The sequence below is a fragment of the Pseudarthrobacter sp. H2 genome, from assembly GCF_050157045.1.
GTDB lineage: Bacteria > Actinomycetota > Actinomycetes > Actinomycetales > Micrococcaceae > Arthrobacter.
Genome location: NZ_CP189594.1, coordinates 3,515,344 through 3,536,853, shown reverse-complemented (window position 1 = coordinate 3,536,853; position 21,510 = coordinate 3,515,344). Strand labels below are relative to the sequence as shown.

18 protein-coding genes and 1 tRNA gene are annotated in these 21,510 nt (G+C 68.3%); 7 read left to right on the top strand and 12 right to left on the bottom strand.

From position 1 onward, the window contains the following. Nucleotides 1-300 precede the first annotated feature (300 nt). The 3 genes from ACQCSZ_RS16440 (at nucleotide 301) to ACQCSZ_RS16430 (ending at nucleotide 1,750) form a co-directional block, all read left to right on the top strand. Nucleotides 301-504, top strand: coding sequence for a dodecin family protein (locus ACQCSZ_RS16440; protein ID WP_427004779.1), 204 nt, complete (start codon nucleotides 301-303; stop codon nucleotides 502-504). A gap of 80 nt (nucleotides 505-584) precedes the next feature. Next, on the top strand, nucleotides 585-1,112 hold the full coding sequence (locus tag ACQCSZ_RS16435; protein WP_427004778.1) for a SixA phosphatase family protein: 528 nt from the start codon (nucleotides 585-587) through the stop codon (nucleotides 1,110-1,112). Nucleotides 1,113-1,225: 113 nt separating this feature from the next. Beyond that, nucleotides 1,226-1,750, top strand: coding sequence for a hypothetical protein (locus tag ACQCSZ_RS16430; protein WP_427004777.1), 525 nt, complete (start codon nucleotides 1,226-1,228; stop codon nucleotides 1,748-1,750). A gap of 8 nt (nucleotides 1,751-1,758) precedes the next feature. Here the strand turns inward: ACQCSZ_RS16430 and ACQCSZ_RS16425 are convergent, their stop codons facing one another. The 5 genes from ACQCSZ_RS16425 to ACQCSZ_RS16405 all read right to left on the bottom strand — a co-directional run bounded on the left by ACQCSZ_RS16425 (nucleotide 1,759) and on the right by ACQCSZ_RS16405 (nucleotide 7,514). Then, nucleotides 1,759-2,448: a hypothetical protein gene (locus tag ACQCSZ_RS16425; protein ID WP_427004776.1), complete on the bottom strand. Its 690-nt coding sequence runs from the start codon at nucleotides 2,446-2,448 to the stop codon at nucleotides 1,759-1,761. Continuing rightward, on the bottom strand, nucleotides 2,441-3,127 hold the full coding sequence (locus ACQCSZ_RS16420; RefSeq protein ID WP_427004775.1) for a TetR/AcrR family transcriptional regulator: 687 nt from the start codon (nucleotides 3,125-3,127) through the stop codon (nucleotides 2,441-2,443). Before ACQCSZ_RS16420 ends, ACQCSZ_RS16425 begins: the two co-directional genes overlap by 8 nt. After that, entirely contained in the window at nucleotides 3,124-5,172 is a 2,049-nt protein-coding gene (locus ACQCSZ_RS16415) for a YhgE/Pip family protein (RefSeq protein ID WP_427004774.1), read from the bottom strand. The genes ACQCSZ_RS16420 and ACQCSZ_RS16415 overlap by 4 nt, the downstream gene beginning before the upstream one ends. Beyond that, nucleotides 5,169-5,873, bottom strand: coding sequence for an ABC transporter ATP-binding protein (locus ACQCSZ_RS16410; protein WP_427004773.1), 705 nt, complete (start codon nucleotides 5,871-5,873; stop codon nucleotides 5,169-5,171). Before ACQCSZ_RS16410 ends, ACQCSZ_RS16415 begins: the two co-directional genes overlap by 4 nt. Before the next feature lie 165 nt (nucleotides 5,874-6,038). Continuing rightward, nucleotides 6,039-7,514 carry a dihydrolipoyl dehydrogenase family protein gene (locus tag ACQCSZ_RS16405; protein ID WP_427004772.1) on the bottom strand — a complete coding sequence of 492 codons (1,476 nt, stop codon included), beginning with the start codon at nucleotides 7,512-7,514 and terminating at the stop codon, nucleotides 6,039-6,041. 165 nt (nucleotides 7,515-7,679) lie between these two features. On the opposite strand from ACQCSZ_RS16405, the gene ACQCSZ_RS16400 reads away from it, so the two are divergent. After that, a complete protein-coding gene (locus tag ACQCSZ_RS16400) occupies nucleotides 7,680-8,411 on the top strand; it encodes a FadR/GntR family transcriptional regulator (protein WP_427004771.1) in 732 nt (243 codons plus the stop codon). A 109-nt stretch (nucleotides 8,412-8,520) separates the two neighbouring features. On the opposite strand, the gene ACQCSZ_RS16395 is transcribed toward ACQCSZ_RS16400, so the two are convergent. Then, nucleotides 8,521-8,594: transfer RNA gene (locus ACQCSZ_RS16395), tRNA-Arg, on the bottom strand. Nucleotides 8,595-8,871: 277 nt separating this feature from the next. Between ACQCSZ_RS16395 and ACQCSZ_RS16390 the strand changes: the two genes are divergently transcribed. Continuing rightward, a complete protein-coding gene (locus ACQCSZ_RS16390) occupies nucleotides 8,872-10,698 on the top strand; it encodes a phosphoenolpyruvate carboxykinase (GTP) (RefSeq protein ID WP_427004770.1) in 1,827 nt (608 codons plus the stop codon). A 187-nt stretch (nucleotides 10,699-10,885) separates the two neighbouring features. Here ACQCSZ_RS16390 and ACQCSZ_RS16385 read toward each other — a convergent pair whose 3' ends face one another. From ACQCSZ_RS16385 to ACQCSZ_RS16370, 4 genes are all read right to left on the bottom strand, one after another. Continuing rightward, complete coding sequence (locus ACQCSZ_RS16385; protein WP_427004769.1) at nucleotides 10,886-12,046, bottom strand: globin domain-containing protein; 1,161 nt, start codon at nucleotides 12,044-12,046, stop codon at nucleotides 10,886-10,888. Nucleotides 12,047-12,280: 234 nt separating this feature from the next. Further along, entirely contained in the window at nucleotides 12,281-12,730 is a 450-nt protein-coding gene (locus ACQCSZ_RS16380) for an RrF2 family transcriptional regulator (protein ID WP_427004768.1), read from the bottom strand. 20 nt (nucleotides 12,731-12,750) lie between these two features. Then, nucleotides 12,751-13,227, bottom strand: a complete 477-nt coding sequence (locus tag ACQCSZ_RS16375; RefSeq protein WP_427004767.1) for a hypothetical protein — start codon at nucleotides 13,225-13,227, stop codon at nucleotides 12,751-12,753. Between the two features lie 3 nt (nucleotides 13,228-13,230). After that, complete coding sequence (locus tag ACQCSZ_RS16370) at nucleotides 13,231-14,658, bottom strand: phosphomannomutase/phosphoglucomutase (RefSeq protein ID WP_427004766.1); 1,428 nt, start codon at nucleotides 14,656-14,658, stop codon at nucleotides 13,231-13,233. Between the two features lie 101 nt (nucleotides 14,659-14,759). Between ACQCSZ_RS16370 and ACQCSZ_RS16365 the strand changes: the two genes are divergently transcribed. Together ACQCSZ_RS16365 and ACQCSZ_RS16360 are read left to right on the top strand one after the other, a co-directional pair. Further along, on the top strand, nucleotides 14,760-16,973 hold the full coding sequence (locus tag ACQCSZ_RS16365; RefSeq protein ID WP_427004765.1) for a RecQ family ATP-dependent DNA helicase: 2,214 nt from the start codon (nucleotides 14,760-14,762) through the stop codon (nucleotides 16,971-16,973). 10 nt (nucleotides 16,974-16,983) lie between these two features. Beyond that, nucleotides 16,984-18,426 (top strand): MFS transporter, encoded by a 1,443-nt coding sequence (locus ACQCSZ_RS16360; protein ID WP_427004764.1) that lies wholly within the window; start codon nucleotides 16,984-16,986, stop codon nucleotides 18,424-18,426. Nucleotides 18,427-18,506: 80 nt separating this feature from the next. On the opposite strand, the gene ACQCSZ_RS16355 is transcribed toward ACQCSZ_RS16360, so the two are convergent. Together ACQCSZ_RS16355 and acs are read right to left on the bottom strand one after the other, a co-directional pair. Further along, nucleotides 18,507-18,998, bottom strand: coding sequence for a universal stress protein (locus ACQCSZ_RS16355; protein WP_427004763.1), 492 nt, complete (start codon nucleotides 18,996-18,998; stop codon nucleotides 18,507-18,509). A 250-nt stretch (nucleotides 18,999-19,248) separates the two neighbouring features. Further along, on the bottom strand, nucleotides 19,249-21,282 hold the full coding sequence (gene acs / locus ACQCSZ_RS16350; protein ID WP_427004762.1) for an acetate--CoA ligase: 2,034 nt from the start codon (nucleotides 21,280-21,282) through the stop codon (nucleotides 19,249-19,251). Nucleotides 21,283-21,510: the final 228 nt, after the last annotated feature.

The following is a 21,510-nucleotide window of genomic DNA, read 5'->3' as shown; positions in this document are numbered from 1 at the left end:
TCGACGCGCCCAATGCGGCATTTTGCCGTGCCTTAGCGATCGCTGGCTCCCTTGACCTCGCAAGCTCGGACAAGGAATCCGGCCAGCTCTCCTCCTCCTTCGTTCCTCAGTCGGCGATGCGGCACTACGCGGAAAGCCACTTTGCGCCTGTCTGCCGGTTCCGCTCGGCGCCCACCGCTCCGAGGAATCGCTTTTGTGCGTTCTGGCTCGTGAGTATGTGCCTCCGCGGCTGTTGGTCCCTGTTGCGTTTCCTGGCTGCGGCGTAGTCTCGGAGCGTTGATCCGACTATTGGGAGGAACCATGTCCGTTGCACGTATTACTACCCTGAGCGCCAACTCCAAGACCTCGTTTGATGCCGCGATCAAGGAGGGGGTTGACCGGGCCAACAAGACGCTGCGCAATGTCACGGGTGCGTGGGTGAAGGAACAGAAGGTTGAAATCAAGGACGGTGCCGTCGTCGCCTGGCATGTCGTGCTGGAAGTGACGTTTGTCCTCGAGGACTGAACTGCAGACTGAACCAGCCACTGGCCGGCCGCCGCAGTGAGGCGCGCTCAAGGGAACGGGCTCCGCACTAGGATTGGGCCATGAGCGCGCATCACATCAGACGGCTGGTGATCATGAGGCATGCCAAGGCCGACTGGCCCGGCGGCGTCGCGGATCACGACAGGCCGCTCGAAGAGCGCGGCCACCGGGACGCCCCGATGGCCGGCAAATGGCTGCTCAAACACGACGTGGTACCGGACTTCATCCTCTGCTCCAGCGCGCTCCGCACCCGACAGACCTGTACCTGGGTGTGCAGCGAACTCGGAGACAAGGCCCCGACGCCGAAGCTTGAGGACGGCCTTTACGCCGCCTCGGCGCAGCGGATGCTGACCGTCATCAACCATGTCCCGGATACCGTCACCACGCTCATGGTGATCTCGCACATGCCGGGAGTGCAGGACCTGGCCATGCACCTGGCGTCCCGCAATTCCAACCATGATGCCTACATGGATGCTGCCACCCGGTATCCCACCAGCGCCCTGACCGTCATGGAGACGGAAAAGCCCTGGGCTGAGCTGGATGGCCAGGACGCCCGGCTGACGCGGTTCAAGGTACCCCGGGCCAAATAGCGCCTTCCTGCCGCTGGCCGGTGCCGGAATCCATAGTCATGCGCCCGATTCTGCGCTTTACTGGTCCTGAATACACCTGTGGTTGTTTCGACTGAGAGAAGAGGCGGATCGTCGTGGATTCAGGGCAGCTCGTAGGGATCATCGTCGGCATTGTCGTGGTGCTGGCGATCGTTGCGGTAGCAATCTTCCTCAACCGCAAGCGCAAAGTGACGGCGAACCGGAACAAGGCCGCGGAAATCCGGGAAAGTGCCAAGGCGGACGAGTTCACTGCCAGGGAGGGCGAGGCGAAGGCGGCACGCGCCGAGGCGGACGCCAAGCAGGCTGAAGTTGACGCGCAGCGGCTGCGTAAAGAAGCCCTCGGCCGCCAGCAGGAGGCCGAGAGCGCCCGGGCCGGGTCACAGGAGCAGCTGCGGAAAGCCGATGAACTGGATCCGGACGTGGTCACCGCCGAACACGGGGACGACCGAACAGACGAAGGCAACACCAGCGGAGGACAGACCCGCGGCGAGACCCGCAACGACGACGCCGGCGAGCAACTGCGCCGGGACCGTACCGCGCGGGAAAACGCCGCCGGCGGCGGCACCACCCACAACCCGGGGGACGATCAGAACCGGGGCGACCGGCCGCGGAATCTCTGACCGCGCGCTCAGCGGCGGCCGGTGGCCCTGGCTGCCGTCCGGGCGGGGGACTTGGCAGCCGGTTTGGCTGGTGACTTCGCGACGGGTTTGGCTGCCGATGGTTTCGATGCCGACGACGTCGGACGCTTCGCGGCGGGGGCAGCTGGCCTCGGCGCCGACGGCCCGGCGGCCGATGGCCTGGACGCCCGCGTAGTGGCTCCCCGCGGTGCGGACGCCCGGGAGGAGCCGGGGCCGGAGGCGGGCCTCCTCGCCGGACCCCGGGCTGCAGGGCGGGAGCCCGGACGCCGGCGCGACGCGTAGCCGGAGCGCTGGCCTTTGCCCCGGCCGGGCAGCACTGTCCCGGCGAACAGCAGCAGCAGGGTGGCCGCGCCGGACACCGCCGCGAGGTAGAAATACAGGTCGGGATGATCGGCATCGACACGGGTCGACAAGGCATCGGGATCGGGATTGAAGGCGAGCCCCCACTGCCGCAGGAATGCGATGCCGAAGGCAATGAAGAGGATGCTGCCGAGCCCGGCCGCGGCCAGGGTCTTGTGCCTCCGGCGGATCAGCAGCTCCGCCACACACGCGACGTAGGCCGCGGCGCAGACGGCGAGGAACCACACGAACACCGTCTCGTGGAGCGTGATGCCTGTCAGCACCAGCAGCGCCAGGGCGGCGAGCATCGCTCCGATGGCAATCCTGCCGCTGTTACCCATGTGACGCATGTGAATAATCATCCCCGACAGGGGGCCGCTTCACCACATAGCCGCGCATGGAGGCCATGATTGCGGCGACGCTCTGTTCCCGGGTCCGCTCGGGATTGTACGTCTGGCGGTCCAGGCCCACCACGAAGCAGGCCCCGAAAACAGCCGTTTCCAGGCTGCCCCGCGAAACGGCCGGATCCACGGGGTAGACGGCCGCCACGCCCTCGATCGCGGCTCCAATCACGGCAAGGAGCCGCCCGCGGAGCTCCGTGAAGGTGTCCTGCCATTCGCTCGGCGTCCGCCAGTTTTCGCTGACCCACAGCCGGGCGAAGGACGGATACTCGTCCATGAAGTCGATGGCCTGGCCGACCATCTCCTCCATCGCGGTGAGGGGATCTCCGGTCTCGTCCCTGGCGTTCAGGAGCCGTGCCAACAGGATGTCCACGCCGTGCCGGAGCAGTTGGGCAATGAGGTCGGATTTGCTGCCGAAGTTGTAATAGACGGTGCCCTTGGAAACCCCCGCGGCGGCCGCAATCTCGTCGACCGTGACACCCGCCGCGCCGCGCTCGCCGATCAGCACCATGGAAGCCTCGAAGAGCTTCTGCTTGGTGGCGTTCGTTCGGCCGGGACGGAGTTTCCTGTCCGCCTCGCCGGAGGCAGCGGCGCTGCCTCCGATTGGGGTCGTGCTCATATGGCGATCTCCGGTTTCAGGGACTTGAGTGTCCAGTACTTGCGCTTCCGGGCGGCAAGGGTGGACATTGCCAGTCCCAGCAAAGTGTAGCCAACCAGGCCCAGCACCGTGGGCACGATGGTGGCCAGGTCGGCGCCATAGATCAGGTGCCGCATGCCGCTGACCACATGGCCCATGGGCAGGAGCCGGTGCACCACGTGCAGCGGCTCCGGCGTCGTCTGCCACGGGAACGTGCCGCCGGAGGAGACAAGCTGTAGCACCAGCAGGATCAGCACCACGAGCTTTCCGGGAGTTCCGAGCAGTGCCACGACGCCTTGGATGATGGCGCTGAACGCCATTGCCGCTGCCAGCATCAGGAACCACATCAGCACGGGGTGGGCGGGATCGAGTCCCAGCCCCACATCCACCACGAGGGTGAGCAGGCTCGCCTGCACGGCCGAGACCGCCAGGAACGGAAGCCAGCCTCCGGCCGCGATCTTCCACGACGCCGCGTTGGACGCCAGCGCCCGCTGCGTGACGGGCCGCATCGCCTGGACCAGCATGAAGATACCGATCCACAGGGCCAGGGGGAGGAAGAACGGCGCCAGCCCGGCGCCGTAGGAACCCGCGGTGGCCTGCGAGACGTTGCTGACGGCCACAGGATCCGCCATGACCTTGGAGAGGCTGCCTTTCTGGGCATCATCGGGGTTGGGGATTTCCCCGGCGCCCTTGGCGAGTTCATCGGCCAGGGTCCGGGCGCCCGTGGACGCCGCGGCGGCCCCGCTCTCAAGCTGCGCCGCGCCGTCGTCGAGCTGCTGGGCGCCCCCGGCGAGCCTGCCGACGCCGTCCAGCGCGTTCTGCTGACCGGCGGCCAGCGCGGAGGCGCCGCTGGCGAGCCGGTCCGCGCCCGCGGACGCCTGTCCGACGGCGGCACTCAGGGCCGGCGCGGCGCCCGCCAGTGTGGCGGCACCGGCGCTCACGGCCGCCGAACCGTCCGCCAGCTGCCGGACCTGGGCCGCCGCCGTCGTGAGCGTGGCCGCGGAGCCCGTGGACGTGGCCGGGGCGGGATGGGCGTCGACGTCGGCGAGGATCGCATCCGCCTGGGCAGGGGTGATGGCCCCGGCCGCGACCAGCCGGGCGTTCGACGCCACGACGAGGCTGCGCCGCGCCTGCCCGGCGGCCTGTTCGGAGGCGGCGAGCTGTCCGGCGAGGCCCTGGACCTTGGTGTTGAGGGCGGCGTTGCCCGCGGCCACCTGCGCGGCGCCGTCGGCCAGACGCTGCGTTTCGGCAGGCAGCGTGGCGGTCTTATCGGTGAGCTGGGCCAGGCCGGCGCTGAGCTGGCCCGCCCCGGCGTCGAGGGCGGCGGCGCCGTCCCGGAGCTGGAGCTGCCCGATATAGAGCTCCGCGGCGCCGTTCTTGAGCTCCCCTGTGCCCTGGTGCAGGGTCACCGTGCCGTCGTGCAGCGTGGCGCCCCCGCCGGCCAGCTGTCCGGCGCCGTCGGCGGCCTTCAGCATCCGGGAGTGGATGGTGCCGAATCCGGTGAGGAGCCGGTTGGCGGTTTCCTCACCCACTTCCGTCGCGACCGTGGCGTGCACGGCGGTGGTGAGCTTGTCCACGATGGTGCCCAGCAGGTAGTTGTTCGCGTCGTTGGTGGTGACGTTGAGCATGGCCTGGCTGGCGGCATCGAAGCTGCCGGGAGAGACCAGGTTCGCGGAGAAGTCCTGCGGGATCTTCAGGGCGAAGGCGTACTTGCCGGAACGCACGCCCTGGTCCGCTTCCGCGGGGTCGGAGACGGTCTGCCAGTTGAAGACATGGCCGTCCGCGAGGTTCTTGGCCACTGTCCGCCCGGCCTCCAGCCGCGTGCCGTCGGCGGACGTGGCGCCGGAGTCCTGGACCACGAGGGCCGCGTCGATCTGGTTCAGCTTGCCGTACGGATCCCAGTTGGCGTAAAGGTACACGGCGCCGTACAGCAGCGGGACCATGGCCAGGGCCAGGATGGTCAGCTTGGGCAGCAGCCCGCCTGTCATGCGCTTGAGTTCGGAGCGGGCGAGCCGCAGAACAGTCACTTGGCGTCCTCAGTTTCGAGTGGTTCGGGTATTTTGGGTGTTCCCCGTGGGTCCTGCGGAAGGTCCCCTGCGGCAGCGGAAGCCGCGTTGCCGATCACCGCGGTGTGCCCGGTCCAGCCCTGCGGGATGCGGGCGACGGTGGCGACGACGGCGAGCGGCCGGCCGGCGTCGTACGCCAGTTCCTCCAGCCACGGCAGCCAGTCCGCGGGATCCCCGCCGTGCCGGTCCGGGGAGTCGGCTACGAGGAGGTCGACGCGCGGATCCGCCAGGGCGAGGGCCGTCAGCAGTCGGATCCGCCGGCCCGCCGGCAGCTGCTCCGTCCACAGCCCGGTGATGTCCTCGAAGCGGTTGGCCCTCAGCCATCCGGTGCCGGGCAGCGCGCCACGGTAGCGGCGCGCGATAAACGCGAGGTCTTCCGTGACGAGATCCCGGACACTCAGGTGCTCCTCGGGATCGTTGACGCCGGGGGCATCCACGACGGCGCTCGCCAGACGGAGGTCCTTGAGCCGGGCGCTGCCGTCCCAGGCCACGGTCCCGCCGGTGGGCTTCATGCGGCCGCTCAGGGTCAGGGCCAGGGCAGTCCGGTGATCCTGGCGGGTGCCGGAAACCAGCAGGAGCCGGCCGCGGCCGGCCTGCAGCGAGGTGGGCGGGAGCAGATCGTCCCGCCGGCCCTTCACATGGAGCTGTTGTACGGAGAGCAAGAGCGGCCTTTCGCAGGAGATGATCTGCTTCAAGGCTAACTAAACTGACTAGTCAGTTCAAATAGAACGAGCGCGGCATGACATCCAGGCCCGCCGGGGGCGGCGCGAACGGACATTTGAGGCCCCAAAACCAGCGGATTCGGGGCGCCAAGTGTCCGTTCGGGCTCAGAGGCCGTAGTCCTCGAGCAGCCGGAGCCACACTTCGCTGATCGTGGGATAGGACGGCACCGCGTGCCAGAGACGGTCCAGCGGGACTTCGCCCACGACGGCGATGGTGGCCGCGTGCAGCAGTTCGGCCACGTCCGGGCCCGCGAACGTGGCACCCAGCAGGACCTTGCGGTCCTCATCGATCACGAGCTGGGCCCAGCCCTCGTAATGCTCGGCGTGCAGCGAGGATCCGGCCACCTGGATGGGCAGCTCCACCGAGGAAACCTTGAAGCCGTCCTTTTCCGCTTGTTCCACGGTCCGCCCCACGTTGGCCAGTTCCGGGTCGGTGAACACCACATTCGGAATGGCGTGCTCGTCGGCCGTCTGTGCGTAGCGGCTCCACGGGGCGGGCTCGCCGGCCAGCCCGCCCTTGGCCCGGGCGGCGATGGCGTCCCCGGTGGCCCTGGCCTCGTACTTGCCCTGATGGGTCAGCATCACCTTGCCGGCGGCGTCGCCCGCGGCGTAGAGCCAGGGCCCCCCGCCGCCTGTTGCGGCCGCGGCGTTTCCGGCGGCGCCCGCGACAAGTCCGGTGGAATCGGTCCGGAGCCGCAGCGGTTTGCCGTCTTCTGCGGCGAGCCCCACGCTCTCCAGCCCGATCCCCTCCAGTGCCGGGTGCCGGCCGGCCGCGACGAGGAGTTTGTCCGCCGTGACGGTGCTGCCGCCGTCGAGCGTCAGGGTGAAGGCCCCGTCCGCATCGCCGCGGACGCTTTGGGTTCCAGTGTGCAGGCAGAGTTCGACGCCGTCGGCGCGCAGGCCTGCCGCGACGAGGTCCGCCGCCTCCGCCGGGAACATGCCGAGCAGCCCGTGCCGCGCCACGACCGTGACCGCCGCGCCGAGCCGTGCGTACGCCTGCGCGAGTTCGGTGCCGGCCACGCCGCCGCCGAGCACGGCCAGCCGCCCGGGGACCTCCCTGGCTGATGTGGCCTCCCGGGTGGTCCAGAATTTGAGGTCCGCCAGCCCGTCAATCGGCGGCACATTCGGGCGGGAACCTGTTGCGACCACGACGGCGTGCCGCGCCGACAGCAGGTATCTGTTGCCGTCCCGTCCGGCCACTTCCACGTTCCGCGGGGCGGTGATCCGGCCGTGGCCGCGGATCAGTTCGATCCCGGCATCCTCGGCCCATTTGACCTGGCTGTCATCCTGCCAGTTGGACGTGAAATAGTCCCGGCGCTTCAGGACGGCGGCGGCGTCCAGGGTCCGGGTCACGGCCTCCGTGGCGCCCGGGACGGTCTGGGCGGCATGCAGGGCCGTTCCGGGCCGGAGGAGCGCCTTGGACGGCATGCAGGCCCAGTACGAGCATTCACCCCCCACCAGTTCAGCCTCAATCAGCACCGCGGTCAGTCCGCCGCGGACCACGCGTTCCGCCACGTTCTCACCCACGGCGCCCGCCCCGATCACGATGACATCGAATTCACGCTCACGCTGTGCCGTCATGGCAACAGCCTACGCCGGGGCTGCGTCCGGCCCGCGGCCGGGCTGGTCCGGCCCGCGTCCGGCGCGCCCCGGGTCCAGGCGGCAGGAACTCCAGCCCGATACGGCCTGTGCAGGACGTGGGACCTTCGCTACTGTAAGGAACACAGAACGGCGAGGGGACACATCATGACCGCAGCCAGCGCGGTGCCGCAGGCGAGGTTCAGCGCACAGGCCCGGCTTCGCGCCCTGCAGTCGGACATCATGGAGCTGATTCTGGAGCGCGAGCTGGACACGGGGGACCCGCTGCCCACGGAGAATGAGCTTGCCGCTGCGCTCGGCGTCGGGCGGAATACGCTGCGGGAGTCACTCAAGGTGCTCCAGGCATTGGGCGTGATCGAGATCCGCCACGGCTTCGGCATGTTTGTGGCCCCGAGCAACTTCGATGCCCTCACCGACGGGCTCACCTTCCGGGGCCGGTTGTCGTTGCGGCACCACGGGCAGGAGGCCCTGCAGCTGGTGGACGTCAGGCAGGCACTCGAGGTCGGGCTGATCGGCGGCGCGATCGAGAAGATCACGCGGGAACAGCTCGCCGCCGTCGAGGAGTCCGTGCTCCGGATGGAAACCCTGGCCGCGGCCGGTGAGCATTTCCTGGAGGCCGACGCCGAGTTCCACCGCCGGCTGTTCGAGCCGCTGAACAACGAACTGCTGATCAGCCTGCTGGGGGTCTTCTGGACGGTCTACCGCAGGATCCACGTCGAACTCGGCGGCACGGACACGGTGGACCTGGTGGAGGAGGCCTCAACGCACCGGGGAATTTACGAGGCCGTGGCAGCGGCGGACAAGGTGCTGGCCGCCGGGCGGCTCACCACGCACTTCGACGGGATCCGGGGCCGCATCGCGCAGGCTGTTTCGATGTAACGGGATCGGCGGTTGCCGGAGCTTGACCCGGACATTTACACGGGCGCCTAAACCCTGTGCTTAAAACAGAAGATCCGCACCGGCGGACCGGTGCGGATCTTCTTCTCTGTGCGCCCAAAGGGATTCGAACCCCTGACCTTCTGTTCCGTAGACAGACGCTCTATCCAGCTGAGCTATGGGCGCATTCCCGGCTCTTGGGGAACTTCTCGCTCCCCGAACCTCGAATTACTTTACGCGAGGGAAGCCGGAGTTACAAATCGAAACAGGTGTAATCTGGCTGACTAGACCGGTCTACGTGACCTTGGTCACAAAGAGGCGCATTTCTGCACTGGCAGTTCCTTGAATTCACGCGGATTTTGGTTCCACGCCGCGTGGTCGTCCTATCTCCGGGCCCGGAAAGCGGGGCCCTGGGCCACCTAGCATTTAGGACACACGACTGAACCCGAGGAAGGGAACCGCAATGGGCAATCTGGCTCGACTGCCGCTGCTTGAGAAAGCACCCACCACACATGCCGGCCTGCTGGCATGGGTTGAAGAGGTTGCAGGACTGACCCAGCCGGACCGGATCCACTGGGTTGACGGTACGGAAGGAGAGAACACCAGGCTGACGGATGAGCTCGTTGAAGCGGGCACGCTGACCCGGCTGAACGAGGAGCTCTTCCCCCACTCCTTCGCGGCTTTCTCGGATCCCGCCGATGTTGCCCGCGTGGAAGAACAGACCTTCATCTGCTCCGAGAAGAAGCATGACGCCGGTTTCACGAATAACTGGATGGCCCCGGCAGACATGAAGGCGAAGCTGCGTGGCCTGTTCGCAGGCTCCATGCGCGGCCGCACCATGTACGTCATCCCGTTCGTCATGGGCCACCTCGACGCCGAGGATCCCAAGTTCGGCGTCGAGATCACCGACAGCGCCTACGTTGTTGCCTCGATGCGCATCATGGCCCAGATCGGCACCGAGGTCCTGGACCGCATCACCGCCACGAACGCGTTCTTCGTCCCCGCGCTCCACTCCCTCGGCGCGCCGCTGGCCCCCGGGCAGGCCGACGTCCCGTGGCCGTGCAACCCGGACAAGTGGATCGTGCACTTCCCCGAGGAGCGCTCCATCTGGTCCTACGGCTCCGGCTACGGCGGCAACGCCCTGCTGGGCAAGAAGTGCTACGCCCTGCGCATCGCCTCGGTGATGGCCCGCGACGAAGGCTGGCTCGCGGAGCACATGCTGATCCTCAAGCTCACCTCGCCGGAGCAGAAGAAGTACTACGTCTCCGCGGCCTTCCCGTCCGCGTGCGGCAAGACCAACCTCGCCCTGCTGGATCCGACGATTGAAGGCTGGAAGGTCGAGACCCTCGGCGACGACATCACCTGGATGCGGATCGGCAAGGAAGGCGAACTGCGCGCCACCAACCCCGAGGCCGGCCTGTTCGGCGTCGCTCCCGGGACTGGCTGGGGCACCAATCCCAACGCCATGCGCGCCATTGCCAAGGGCCACAGCATCTTCACCAACGTTGCCCTCACGGACGATGGCGGTGTCTGGTGGGAAGGCATGACCGAGGAAGTTCCGGCGCACCTGACCGACTGGCAGGGCAACTCCTGGACCGCCGATTCGGACAAGCCTGCAGCCCACCCGAACTCCCGCTTCTGCACGCCGATCTCCCAGATCGACATGCTGGCCGAGGAGTACTACAGCCCGGACGGTGTGGAACTGTCCGCGATCCTGTTCGGCGGACGCCGCAAGACCACCATTCCGCTGGTGACCGAGGCCCGTAGCTGGTCCAACGGCGTCTTCATGGGTTCCACGCTTTCCTCGGAAACCACGGCTGCCGCCGCCGGCCAGGTCGGCGTGCTGCGGCGCGACCCGATGGCCATGCTGCCGTTCATCGGCTACGACGCCGGTGACTACCTGAACCACTGGGTCAACCTGTCCGCCAAGGCCAACCAGGCGCGCCTGCCCAGGATCTTCCTGGTGAACTGGTTCCGCCGCACCGCCGACGGTGGCTTCGCCTGGCCGGGCTTCGGCGACAACTCCCGCGTCCTGAAGTGGGCCATCGAGCGCATCGAAGGCAAGGCCGACGCCGTCGAGACGCCCATCGGCTTCGTCCCCACCGCTGACGCGATCGACCTCAAGGGCCTGGACATGACCCCCGCCCAGGTTGAGGATGCCGTCCGCGTTGACCCGGCCGAGTGGGCCACCGAGCTCGCCTCGATCGAAGAGTGGTACGCGCAGTTCGGCGATTCCCTTCCGGCGGCGCTGCGGTCCGAGCTTGACGGGCTGAAGGCACGCCTCAGCTGATCCAGCCGGTACAACGACGGCGGCCCCGCACCTTTCCTCTGAAAGGTGCGGGGCCGCCGTCGTTGTTAGCAGGGGCCTCCGCCTGGGCCCACGCTGCCGAGGGGCCCCAATCGAGCTTGCGAGATTGGGGAGGCAGCGGGGAGGGTTCCCTGGCTGAGCGGAGCGAAGCGAGGGAGGCGGTGGGGACCTAGTTGGCCAGCCAGATGTCCGGGCCGAAGACCTCGTAGTGGATCTTCGTGGCGGGAATGCCGGCGTTGATGGCCTCATTGCGGATGTTCTTCATGAACGGCAGCGGCCCGCACAGGTACAGCGAGGCGTTCGCCGGCAGGTCCACTTCGCGCAGGGACATGAAGCCCGTATTCGCGCCGGCCTGCGGCTGTTCAAGCCAGAGCTGGAGGTCCGCGCCCTCGAGGCGCTCGACGTCGTCCGTCATCTGGCCGCGCAGCGCCCAGCTGTCCAGGCTGCTTTCCGCGTGCAGGACCAGGACCTGGCGGCCCGAGCCGGACTCGGCCAGGGAGCGCAGGATGGACGCGGTGGGGGTGCAGCCGATGCCGGCCGAGGCGAGCACCACCGGGCCGTCGCCCTCCTTGAGCGTGATCTCGCCGTAGGGGTTGGAGATCTCCAGGATGTCGCCGATTTCCACGGTGTTGTGCAGCACGGGGGAGGCCTCGCCGCCGTCGTCCAGCTTGGTGGTGAAGCTGCGGCTGGTCCCGGCGTCGCCGGAGAGTGAGTACTGGCGGACCTGGCGCAGGCCGTCCGGAAGCGTGACCTTGATGCTGACGTACTGGCCGGGAAGGGCGGGGGTGATGGGGGTGTCGTCCGCAGGTTCCAGGGTGAAGGTCATGGAGCCGGTGCCGGCGGGGGCCTTGGCGGCGACCTTCCAGGGGCTCCACATCCTGCCGTTGGCCTGGGCGGCGTAGAGGCCCTTTTCGAGCTTGATCAGCGCGTCCGCCATCAGCCAGTAGACCTCGGTCCAGGCTTCGGCGATCTCGGGGGTGATGACCTCGGCAAGGTCCTCGGCGATGGCGGCGAAGAGGTGCTCGTAGACCACCTGGTACTGGGGTTCGGTGATGCCCAGGGAGGCGTGGCGGTGGGCGATGCGGGACAGCACGGTCTCCGGCAGGGTGTCGGGGTTGTTCACCAGGTGGGTGGCGAAAGCGGCGATGCTTCCGGCCAGGGCCTGCTGCTGGTTGCCGTTGCGCTGGTTGGAGCGGCTGAAGAGCCCGTCCAGCAGTTCGGGGTGCGCGGCGAAGAGGCGCGCATAGAACTTGGGGGTGATCTCCCCGATCCGGGAACCGACCAGCGGCAGGGTGGCCTCGATGACGGGGAAGGACTTGTCCGAGAGCATATTGACTCCTGAGATTAGTGGCCCGGGGTATGGAACCGGACCGTGCCGAATACCTGCATTTGAAATACGAGTATCTACACCTAAGTTCTACAGGGTGTAGAAAACATTTCCAAATCGCCGGTGTTCCCGGGCGTGGCGGAGGGGGAGGCCCGGATCCCGGACCGGGGTACGGCGCCGTTTGAAACCAGGTCAGAAACGGTCCAGAACCGGCCCAGAGGCGGTTCACAACCCGGTTCACAACCCGGGGCGCAGGCCGATCGCCTGGAACACGGGGGTCATCTGGCGGGACGTGGGCAGTGAGGCGACGACGACGTCGTCGAGTTCGCGGTAGAAGGCCTCGCGGGCGCGGGACAAGGCTGCCCTGAGCCGGCATTCGGTGATCAGCGGGCACGCCCCGGAGTCCGCCACGCAGTCGGCCAGGTCCGGCCGGGAGTCCAGCTGCCGCAGGAGCTGGCCCACGGTGGCGGTGCGGCCGGCGCTGCTGAGCCGGGCACCGCCGGTGCGGCCGCGCTCGACGTCGATCATGCCCAGTTCCCGCAGTTTCGCCATCGCCTTGCTGACGTGGTTGTACGGTGTGCGCACGGCGTCGGCGATGCTCTGGGTGGTCAGCAGGCTGCCGCCGGGTGCGGCGGCGAGCACCATCATGGCGCGCAGGCTCACATCCGCGAAGGCGTTGATCTTCATGACACCAGCTTACGGCCGGTCTAGTCCACCCAGACGACGGGCTCGTTGGTGTCCGCGGCGAGCTGGCCGAACTCCAACTCATGCGTCGCGGGGTTTGCGGCATAGGGCAGCACCGCGGCGAAGAGCGAGCCGTCCCGGTGCTCGGCGGCCACGTGGATGGCGTCGGTGGACTCTTCCAGCAGCGTGATGTCGCAGACGACGGCGGCCGCGCGGAAGTCGTCCCGGTTTTGCCGGAGCAGCTCGTTGAGGTCGCCGATCATGGCGTCCGCATCGAAGTCTGCGTCCGTGCCCTCGGCGGCATCCGCGGGGGTCACGGCCACGAGCCGGACCTCGCCGTCGTTCTGGACGACCAGGGCGAACGGCAGGAAGCCGCCGTTGCGTTCCAGTTGCTCCTGCGCGGCACCCACGCCGGTGCCGAGCAGGTTTTCCAGGTCCGTGGCGCTGGCCTCCGGCACCGAACGGCGCCAGGAGCCGACGTTCGCGGGCGATTCCGTCATGCCTTAGCCCCGCACCAGCGCCAGGACGCGGTCGCGGACGCGTTCCATCGTGGCGGTGTCCGTGGCCTCCACGTTCAGGCGGAGGAACGGCTCGGTGTTGGAGGGGCGCAGGTTGAACCAGAAGCTGCCGTCCGCGGCGATGAACGTGCTGCCGTCCAGGTGGTCCACCTCGACGTCCTCGCCCTCGAAGTCCGCCCGGACCCGTTCCACGGCCGCGGCCTTGTCCTCGATTTCCGAGTTGATCTCGCCGGAGGAAAGGTAGGGCTCGTATTCGCGGCACAGCTCGGAGAGCGGTCCGTCCTGTTCGCTGAGGGCGGCCAGGACGTGCATGGCCGCCAGCATCCCGGTGTCCGCGTTCCAGAAGTCCCGGAAGTAGAAGTGCGCCGAGTGCTCGCCGCCGAAGACTGCCCCTTCCTCGGCCATCACCGCCTTGATGAACGAGTGTCCCACCCGGGTGCGGACTGCCCGGCCGCCGTGGCGTTCGACGAGTTCGGGCACGGCCCGGGAGGTCAGAAGGTTGTGGATGATGGTGGGGGTTTCCTCGCCGAGGCCCTGCGCGCGGGCGATCTCGCGGCGGGCCACCATCCCGGTGATGGCCGACGGCGAGACCGGCTCGCCCTTCTCGTCGATCACGAAGCAGCGGTCGGCGTCGCCGTCGAATGCCAGGCCGAGGTCCGCGCCGTGCTCGAGGACGGCGGCCTGCAGGTCGCGCAGGTTGGCCGGATCCAGCGGGTTGGCGGGGTGGCTCGGGAAGGACCCGTCGAGCTCGAAGTACAGCGGGACGATCTCGAAGGGCAGCCCGGGCAGCAGGGCATCGCCGAGCACCGCCGGGGTGGTCAGGCCCGCCATGCCGTTGCCGGCGTCGACGACCACCTTCAGCGGCCGCGAGCCGCGGAGGTCGACAAGGCTGCGCAGGTACTCCGCATAGCCCTTTAGGACATCGTGCACGCCGATCAGGCCGCGGGTGCCGGCAGCGGGGATGGTGCCGGCGTTGAGGTACTCCTCGGCGCGGGCCTGGATTTCCTTGAGCCCGGTTTCGGAGGAGATCGGCACCGCGCCGGCCTTGGCCATCTTGATGCCGTTGTATTCGGCCGGGTTGTGGCTGGCGGTGAACGTGACGCCCGCTGCATTGAGGGCACCGCAGGCGTAGTAGAGCTCGTCCGTGGAAATCAGGTCCAGGAGCTGGACGTTGGCCCCGCGCGTGGCCGCACCATCGGCGAAGGCCTTGCCGAACTCGGGGGAGGAGGGGCGCATGTCGCCGCCCACCAGCACGGTCTGGCCGGCGAGTTCCAGGACGTCCACGAAGGCTGCACCGACGGCTTCGACGATTTCCGCGGTGATGGAATCGCCCACAATTCCGCGCACGTCGTAGGCCTTGAACGAAGCCGAGAGGTCATAGGTCTTTGTCTTGTCCGTAGTCACGGGTCCCATCTTACGTCGAACCCGAAAAGCCCTGTGGAGGGGAAGCCGGTTTGTCCACATGGCGGAGTCCCTGCTTCGTGGCTGTCGGAGGAGGCTGGGATACTGGATCAATGGCCAATACCCAGAACGCTGCCGTCCTTTCCGTTTCCGGCCCCTCCTCCCCGGCTGCCGCGGCCGGCGGCCCGGCGGCGGACCCGGGGACGCGGGAACAGGCCCAGGCGGTGCTGCGGGAGCTCGTGGGGCACCCGGGCGCCGAGTTCCATGACGGCCAGTTTGAGGCCATCGAGGCGCTCGTCGACGGCGGCCGGCGGGCCCTGGTGGTGCAGCGGACCGGCTGGGGAAAATCGGCCGTGTATTTCGTCGCCTCCCTGCTGCTGCGGCGCCGCGGGGCCGGACCCACGCTGATTGTCTCCCCGCTGCTGGCGCTCATGCGCGACCAGGTGGCCGCGGCGGCCCGGGCCGGGGTCCGGGCCGTGGCCATCAACTCCGCGAACCAGCTGGACTGGGACACCGTCCGGGAGCAGCTGGCGGCCGACGAGGTCGATGTGCTGCTGGTCTCGCCCGAGCGGCTCACCAACCCGTCCTTCCGCGAGAACCAGCTGCCCGAGCTGATCCGCCGCACCGGGCTCCTGGTCATCGACGAGGCCCACTGCATCTCGGACTGGGGCCATGACTTCCGTCCGGACTACCGGCGCATCGCGGACCTGATCACCCAGCTCCCGGACACGGTGCCCGTGCTCGCCACCACGGCCACCGCCAACTCCCGGGTGGTCCACGACATCGAGGAACAGCTCGGCGAGGGCGTGCTGACCATCCGCGGCGCCCTGGGCCGCGAGTCGCTGCGGCTCGGCGTGCTGGACCTGCCGGACTCCCGCGACCGGCTCGGCTGGCTGCTGACCCACCTGTCGGACCTGCCCGGCAGCGGCATCATCTACACCCTCACCGTCTCCGCCGCCGAGGACACCGCCCGCCTGTTGGCCGAAGCCGGCCACGAGGTGCTCGCCTACACCGGCCGCACCGACCCCGCGGACCGGGAACGCGCGGAGCAGCTCCTCAAGGACAACCAGGTCAAGGCCCTCGTCGCCACGTCCGCCCTCGGCATGGGCTTCGACAAGCCGGACCTCGGCTTCGTCGTGCACCTGGGGGCGCCGTCGTCCCCCGTGGCCTACTACCAGCAGGTGGGCCGCGCCGGCCGTGGCGCCGCGAACGCCGACGTCCTGCTGCTGCCCGGCTCCGAGGACCGCGACATCTGGCAGTACTTCGCGACCGCGTCCATGCCCTCGGAAGCGAAGGCGGCCGCCGTGCTGGGTGCCCTCGCCGACGCCGGATCCGCCGTGTCCACGGTGGCCCTCGAGGCGCGGGTGGACCTGCGCCGGACGCCGCTGGAGCTCCTGCTCAAGGTCCTGGCCGTGGACGGCGCCGTGGAACGGGTCGGCGGCGGCTGGCGTTCCACCGGCCGGCCCTGGACGTACGACGCCGACCGGTACGGCCGGATCGCGGAGGCCCGGGTGGATGAGCAGGACTCCATGGTGATCTACCAGGACACGGCGGGGTGCCGGATGGAGTACATCACGTCGGTCCTCGACGACGAAACCGCCCACGCCTGCGGCCGCTGCGACAACTGCGCGGGCCGCTGGTTCCCCACCGACATTGCCTCCTCCGCCACCGAAGCCGCCGGCCAGACGCTGAGCCGCGCCGGCATCGTCCTGGAGCCGCGGCTGCAGTGGCCCAGCGGGATGGACCGGCTGGGAGTGTCCGTGAAGGGCAAGATCAAGCCCGCGGAAAGCCTGGCCGACGGCCGGGCGCTGGCGCGGCTGACGGACCTGGGCTGGGGCGGTGCGCTGCGGGAGACCTTCGCCGCGGGCGCACCGGACCGACCCGTGGACCCCGGCATGCTGCAGGCCTGCGTCCAGGTCCTGCGCGAGTGGGGCACCGGAGACGCCCGCAACCCTGGCTGGAGCGGGGCCGGCCGTCCTGCCGCGATCATCAGCATTCCCTCCCGGACCAAGCCGGGACTTGTCGATTCCCTGGCCCGGGGCATTTCCGGAATCGGACGCATCCCGTACCTGGGCCAGCTGCAGCCCGGACACGGCGGACCGACGGGCGGGCGCGGCGGCAACAGCGCCTACCGGCTCGCGGGCGTGTGGGACAGGCTCGTCGTCGGGCCGGAGCTGGAAGCCGCCCTGGCCGGGATCCGGGGCCAGAGCGTGATGCTGGTGGATGATCTGGTCGACAGCCGCTGGACCGTCACGGTCGCCGGGCGGGCGCTCAGGCTCGCGGGCGCGGGGGCCGTGCTGCCGCTGGTGCTCGGCCAGGCCGGCTAGCCCAGTAGCCATGAGCGAATCACCAAACACCGCAGTGGCAGCGACTGTTCAAGAGTGGCAGCCCAGGCTGGCCCTGCTGGTCGCCTCAACGTTCTTCATGGAGTTCCTGGACGGTACCGTGCTGACCACGGCCATCCCCAGCATCGCCGGCGACTTCGCAGTGTCTCCGGCAGACGTCAACATCACCATGACGGCTTACCTCATGACGGTGGCCATGGGGATTCCGGTCAGCGGCTGGCTGGCCGAGCGGCTGGGGGCGCGGCGCGTCTTTTGCAGCGCAATCGCCGTTTTCACTCTTGCATCGCTGCTGTGCGCCCTGAGCCAGGACCTCACCATGCTGACTGTCAGCCGCGTGCTGCAAGGGGCAGGCGGGGCCATGATGGTGCCCGTGGGAACGCTCGTGGTGCTGCGCCGGACGCCCAAGGAGGACCTGCTCCGCGCAACGGCCTACCTGGTGTGGCCCGGGCTGCTCGCGCCGGTCCTTGCGCCGCTGGTCGGTGGGGCGCTGACAACGTTTCTGTCTTGGCACTGGATCTTCCTGATCAACATTCCGCTGGGCTTGGCGGCCTTCCTCGTTGCCCTGCGCCTGGTGCCCCGGGGAGTCGGCGACCAGGCACGGCGTCTCGACTGGTTCGGCCTGCTGCTGACCACGCTTGGGGTGGGTGCGCTTGTGGCGGGCCTGGAGCTGGCCGGACACTCTTCCGGACCGCTGGGGGCAGCTGCCGTGGCCGCAGGCCTTGTGTCTGTTGCCGGGGCCGTGCTGTGGCTGCGGCGGACGAGAAACCCACTCTTCCAGCTGAATGTTTTTGCCACCAGGACTTTCCGGGCCACCTCCACCGGGGGTTTCATTTACCGCCTGACCATCAGCGCCGTTCCCTTCCTGCTGCCGCTCATGTTCCAGGCCGGCTTTGGCTGGGATCCGCTGCATGCCGGCATCATGGTGGCCGCAGTGTTTGTGGGCAACATCGGCATCAAACCTGCAACCACCCCGCTCATCCGCAGATTCGGATTCAAGCCCGTATTGGTCTTTGCGTCGCTTTCCTCGGCCGCCACCTTTGCATTGTGCGCCCTGCTCGATGCCCACACTCCGGAGCCGCTGATTTTCGCCCTGCTGGTCTGCAGCGGCGCCTTTCGCTCCATCGGCTTCTCCGCCTATGCCTCCATCCAGTATTCGGATATCATCCCGGGGCAGTTGCCGTCGGCCAACGCAATATCGGCCACCCTCGTGCAGTTGGCGGCTGGTGCGGGGATTGCGGTCGGTGCCCTGTTCCTGCGGATCTTCGCGGCACCCGGTGTTTTTGGGCCCGACTCGGTGGCGCCTTACCGGGGCGCTTTCGTGGCGATTACCGTGCTGATGCTCCTCAGCACCGCCGACAGCCTGGCCTTGCACCGGGAGGCCGGCGCCGACGTCAGCCGGGGCCGGACCGCGTCCCCAAAGACGGCGGGCTCCTAGGACCGCGGGGTCCTTCTCGCAGGACTCCAGCACCCAGGCCGCGGCTCCCGGATGCATTGCCTTACGGATTCAAGGCGGAATCAGTGCTTTTCTGTGTCCTGTCCCTTGGCCCTGGAGACTTTCCATAGATGACGGGAGTGCTGGCTGCTTTCAGCATGCAGCACCAGGACGGGGCAGTCGGCGTGGGCAACGCACGCAGAACTCACGGAGCCCAGGTGCATGCCCCTGAATCCCCCGTGGCCCCGGCGTCCAACCACCAGCAGCCGGGCGCCGGCCGCCGCTTCCACCAGCTTCGCCGCAGCCGGTCCGCGGATCAGTTTCGTTGTGAGCCCTTCCGGAGTTTCCTCACCGAACGCCCGTTCCAAGGCGTCCGCAAGAGTCTTCGATGCAGCGGCTTCAAACCGGTCGAAATCCGGAGGAACGTAACCGGCGTAAATCTCCGGAAAGTCCCAGCAGGCAACCGCGCTAATCGTCGCGTCGAGGGCCGGCGCCAGGCGCGCCGCCAGACGGAGCGCCTGCACGGACGATTCCGAACCGTCCACGCCCACAAGAACCCTGGCTTCCGCTTCCATGATCATTCTCCTTCGAAGGTGAATCCCGTGGTTTGTTTCGAGTTGCAGCTCCCATCAGCGGTAGCTGTGCGCTGAGCATAGGCGCACCCGAGGCACGAACGGAACCACGTACGGATGTTTCTCAAGACTGTCCTCCAACCTGAAGCGGAGACAGTCTGGAAAGTTCGCTGTTCAGTCAGTCCAGGGATTCCCACTCGGCAGTGCGGCGCAACATTCGGAGTGAACCTCTCCATTTTTCATTCTGTCCTTATCAGCCCCGCGGTTTGAGGGAGTCGGTGATGGTCTGCATGATGCCTGCGTCCGCCAGGGTGGTGGCGTCGCCCACGTCGCGGCCTTCGGCGACGTCCTTGAGCAGGCGGCGCATGATCTTGCCGGAGCGGGTCTTGGGCAGTTCGGGGACGACGAGGATGGTCTTGGGCTTGGCGATGGGGCCGATTTCCTTGCCCACGTGGGTGCGGAGTTCCTGGATGATGGTGTCGCCGGTGTCCACGGCGTCGCCGCGGAGGATCACGAACGCGACGACGGCCTGGCCGGTGGTCTCGTCCGCGGCGCCGACGACGGCGGCTTCGGCGACGGAGGGGTGGGAGACGAGGGCGGATTCGATCTCGGTGGTGGAGAGCCGGTGCCCGGAAATGTTCATCACGTCATCGACCCGGCCCAGGAGCCAGATGTCGCCGTCGTCATCTTTCTTGGCGCCGTCGCCGGCGAAGTACATGGTCTCGAAACGGGACCAGTAGGTTTCCTTGAACCGCTCCGGGTCCCCCCAGATGCCGCGCAGCATGGCGGGCCAGGGTTCGCGGATCACCAGGAAGCCGCCGTGGCCGTTGGGCACGGATTCGCCGTTCTCGTCCACGACGTCCGCGGCGATGCCGGGCAGCGGGACCTGGGCGGAGCCGGGCTTGGTGGCCGTGACCCCGGGCAGGGGTGCGATCATCTGCGCGCCGGTTTCGGTCTGCCACCAGGTGTCCACGATCGGTGCGGGGTGCTCTTTCTTTTCGCCGTTCTTGCCGGCGTTGGCTCCGATGACGTCCCGGTACCACATCCAGGCTTCGGGGTTGATGGGTTCGCCCACCGAGCCCAGGACCCGGATCGAGGAGAGGTCGTATTTGGCGGGGATGTCCTGGCCCCACTTCATGAACGTCCGGATGGCGGTCGGCGCGGTGTAGAGGATGGAGACCTTGTACTTTTCGATGATCTCCCACCAGCGGCCCTGGTGCGGGGAGTCCGGGGTGCCCTCGTACATGACCTGCGTGGCGCCGTTGATGAGCGGGGCGTAGGCGACGTAGGAGTGCCCGGTGATCCAGCCGACGTCGGCGGTGCACCAGTACACGTCCGTCTCGGGGTGCAGGTCGAAGACGGCCTTGTGGGTGTAGGCGGTCTGGGCCAGGTAGCCGCCGGTGGTGTGCAGGATGCCCTTGGGCTTGCCCGTGGTGCCGGAGGTGTAGAGGATGAACAGCGGGTGCTCCGAGTCATGCCCGACGGCGGTGTGCTCGTTCGAGGCGGCCCCCACGGTGTCCGCCCACCAGTGGTCCCGGCCCTCGTGCCAGTCCACGTCCGCGCCGTTGCGCTTGACCACCACGACGTTCCGGACGGAGTGGCCGCCGCCGTCCCCTTCATGGGACAGGGCCTCGTCCACGGCGTTCTTGAGCGGGCTGGGCTTGCCGCGGCGGTAGGTGCCGTCGGCGGTGACGACGAGCCTGGCTTCGGCGTCGTCGATCCGGGACCGCAATGCGTCGGCGGAGAAGCCGCCGAAGACCACCGAGTGGATGGCGCCGATCCGGGCGCAGGCCAGCAGGGTGATGACGGCCTCGGGAATCATGGGCAGGTAGACGGCCACCCGGTCGCCCTTGGCCACGCCCAGGGACTCGAAGGCGTTGGCGGCCTTCTTGACCTCCTCGGTCAGCTGCGCGTAGGTGTAGGTGCGGGTGTCGCCCGGTTCGCCCTCGAAGTAGATGGCGACGCGGTCCCCGAGCCCGTTTTCCACGTGCCGGTCCAGTGCGTTGTACGCGGCGTTGACCTCGCCTCCGACGAACCACTTGGCGACGGGCGGCCGGGTCCAGTCCAGCGCCTGCGTGAAGTCCTTGCTCCAGCTCAGCAGCCCGCGGGCCTGCTTCGCCCAGAAAGCGGGGCGGTCGGCGTCGGCCTCGGCGTAGTCGGCGGCGGTGACCACCGCATCCGCCGCGAACCCGGCCGACGGCGCGAACTTGCGGTCCTCGTGGGAGAGGTTTTCGAAGGCGTCGCCCTGACGGGGCGGTGTGGATGCTGCGGTGAGGGCGTTGGACATAGGTAAACTCTTTGCTTTCTCTAAGATGATTGCGTTGAAAATGTGCACTTTGCGCCGGTGCCCGGCCTTGGACGGCGGGCCACCGCCAGCTCGTGCCCTGACGCTCACCATGCAGCTCAGGGCACTGCCAGTGCCCGCTCACAAATCCATGCGCAGCGTTGGAGTGGGGTGGGTTCCGTCCGCCGGGCCGCATCCCGTCTCTCGGGGTGCCTGTTGCGATGGCGCGGC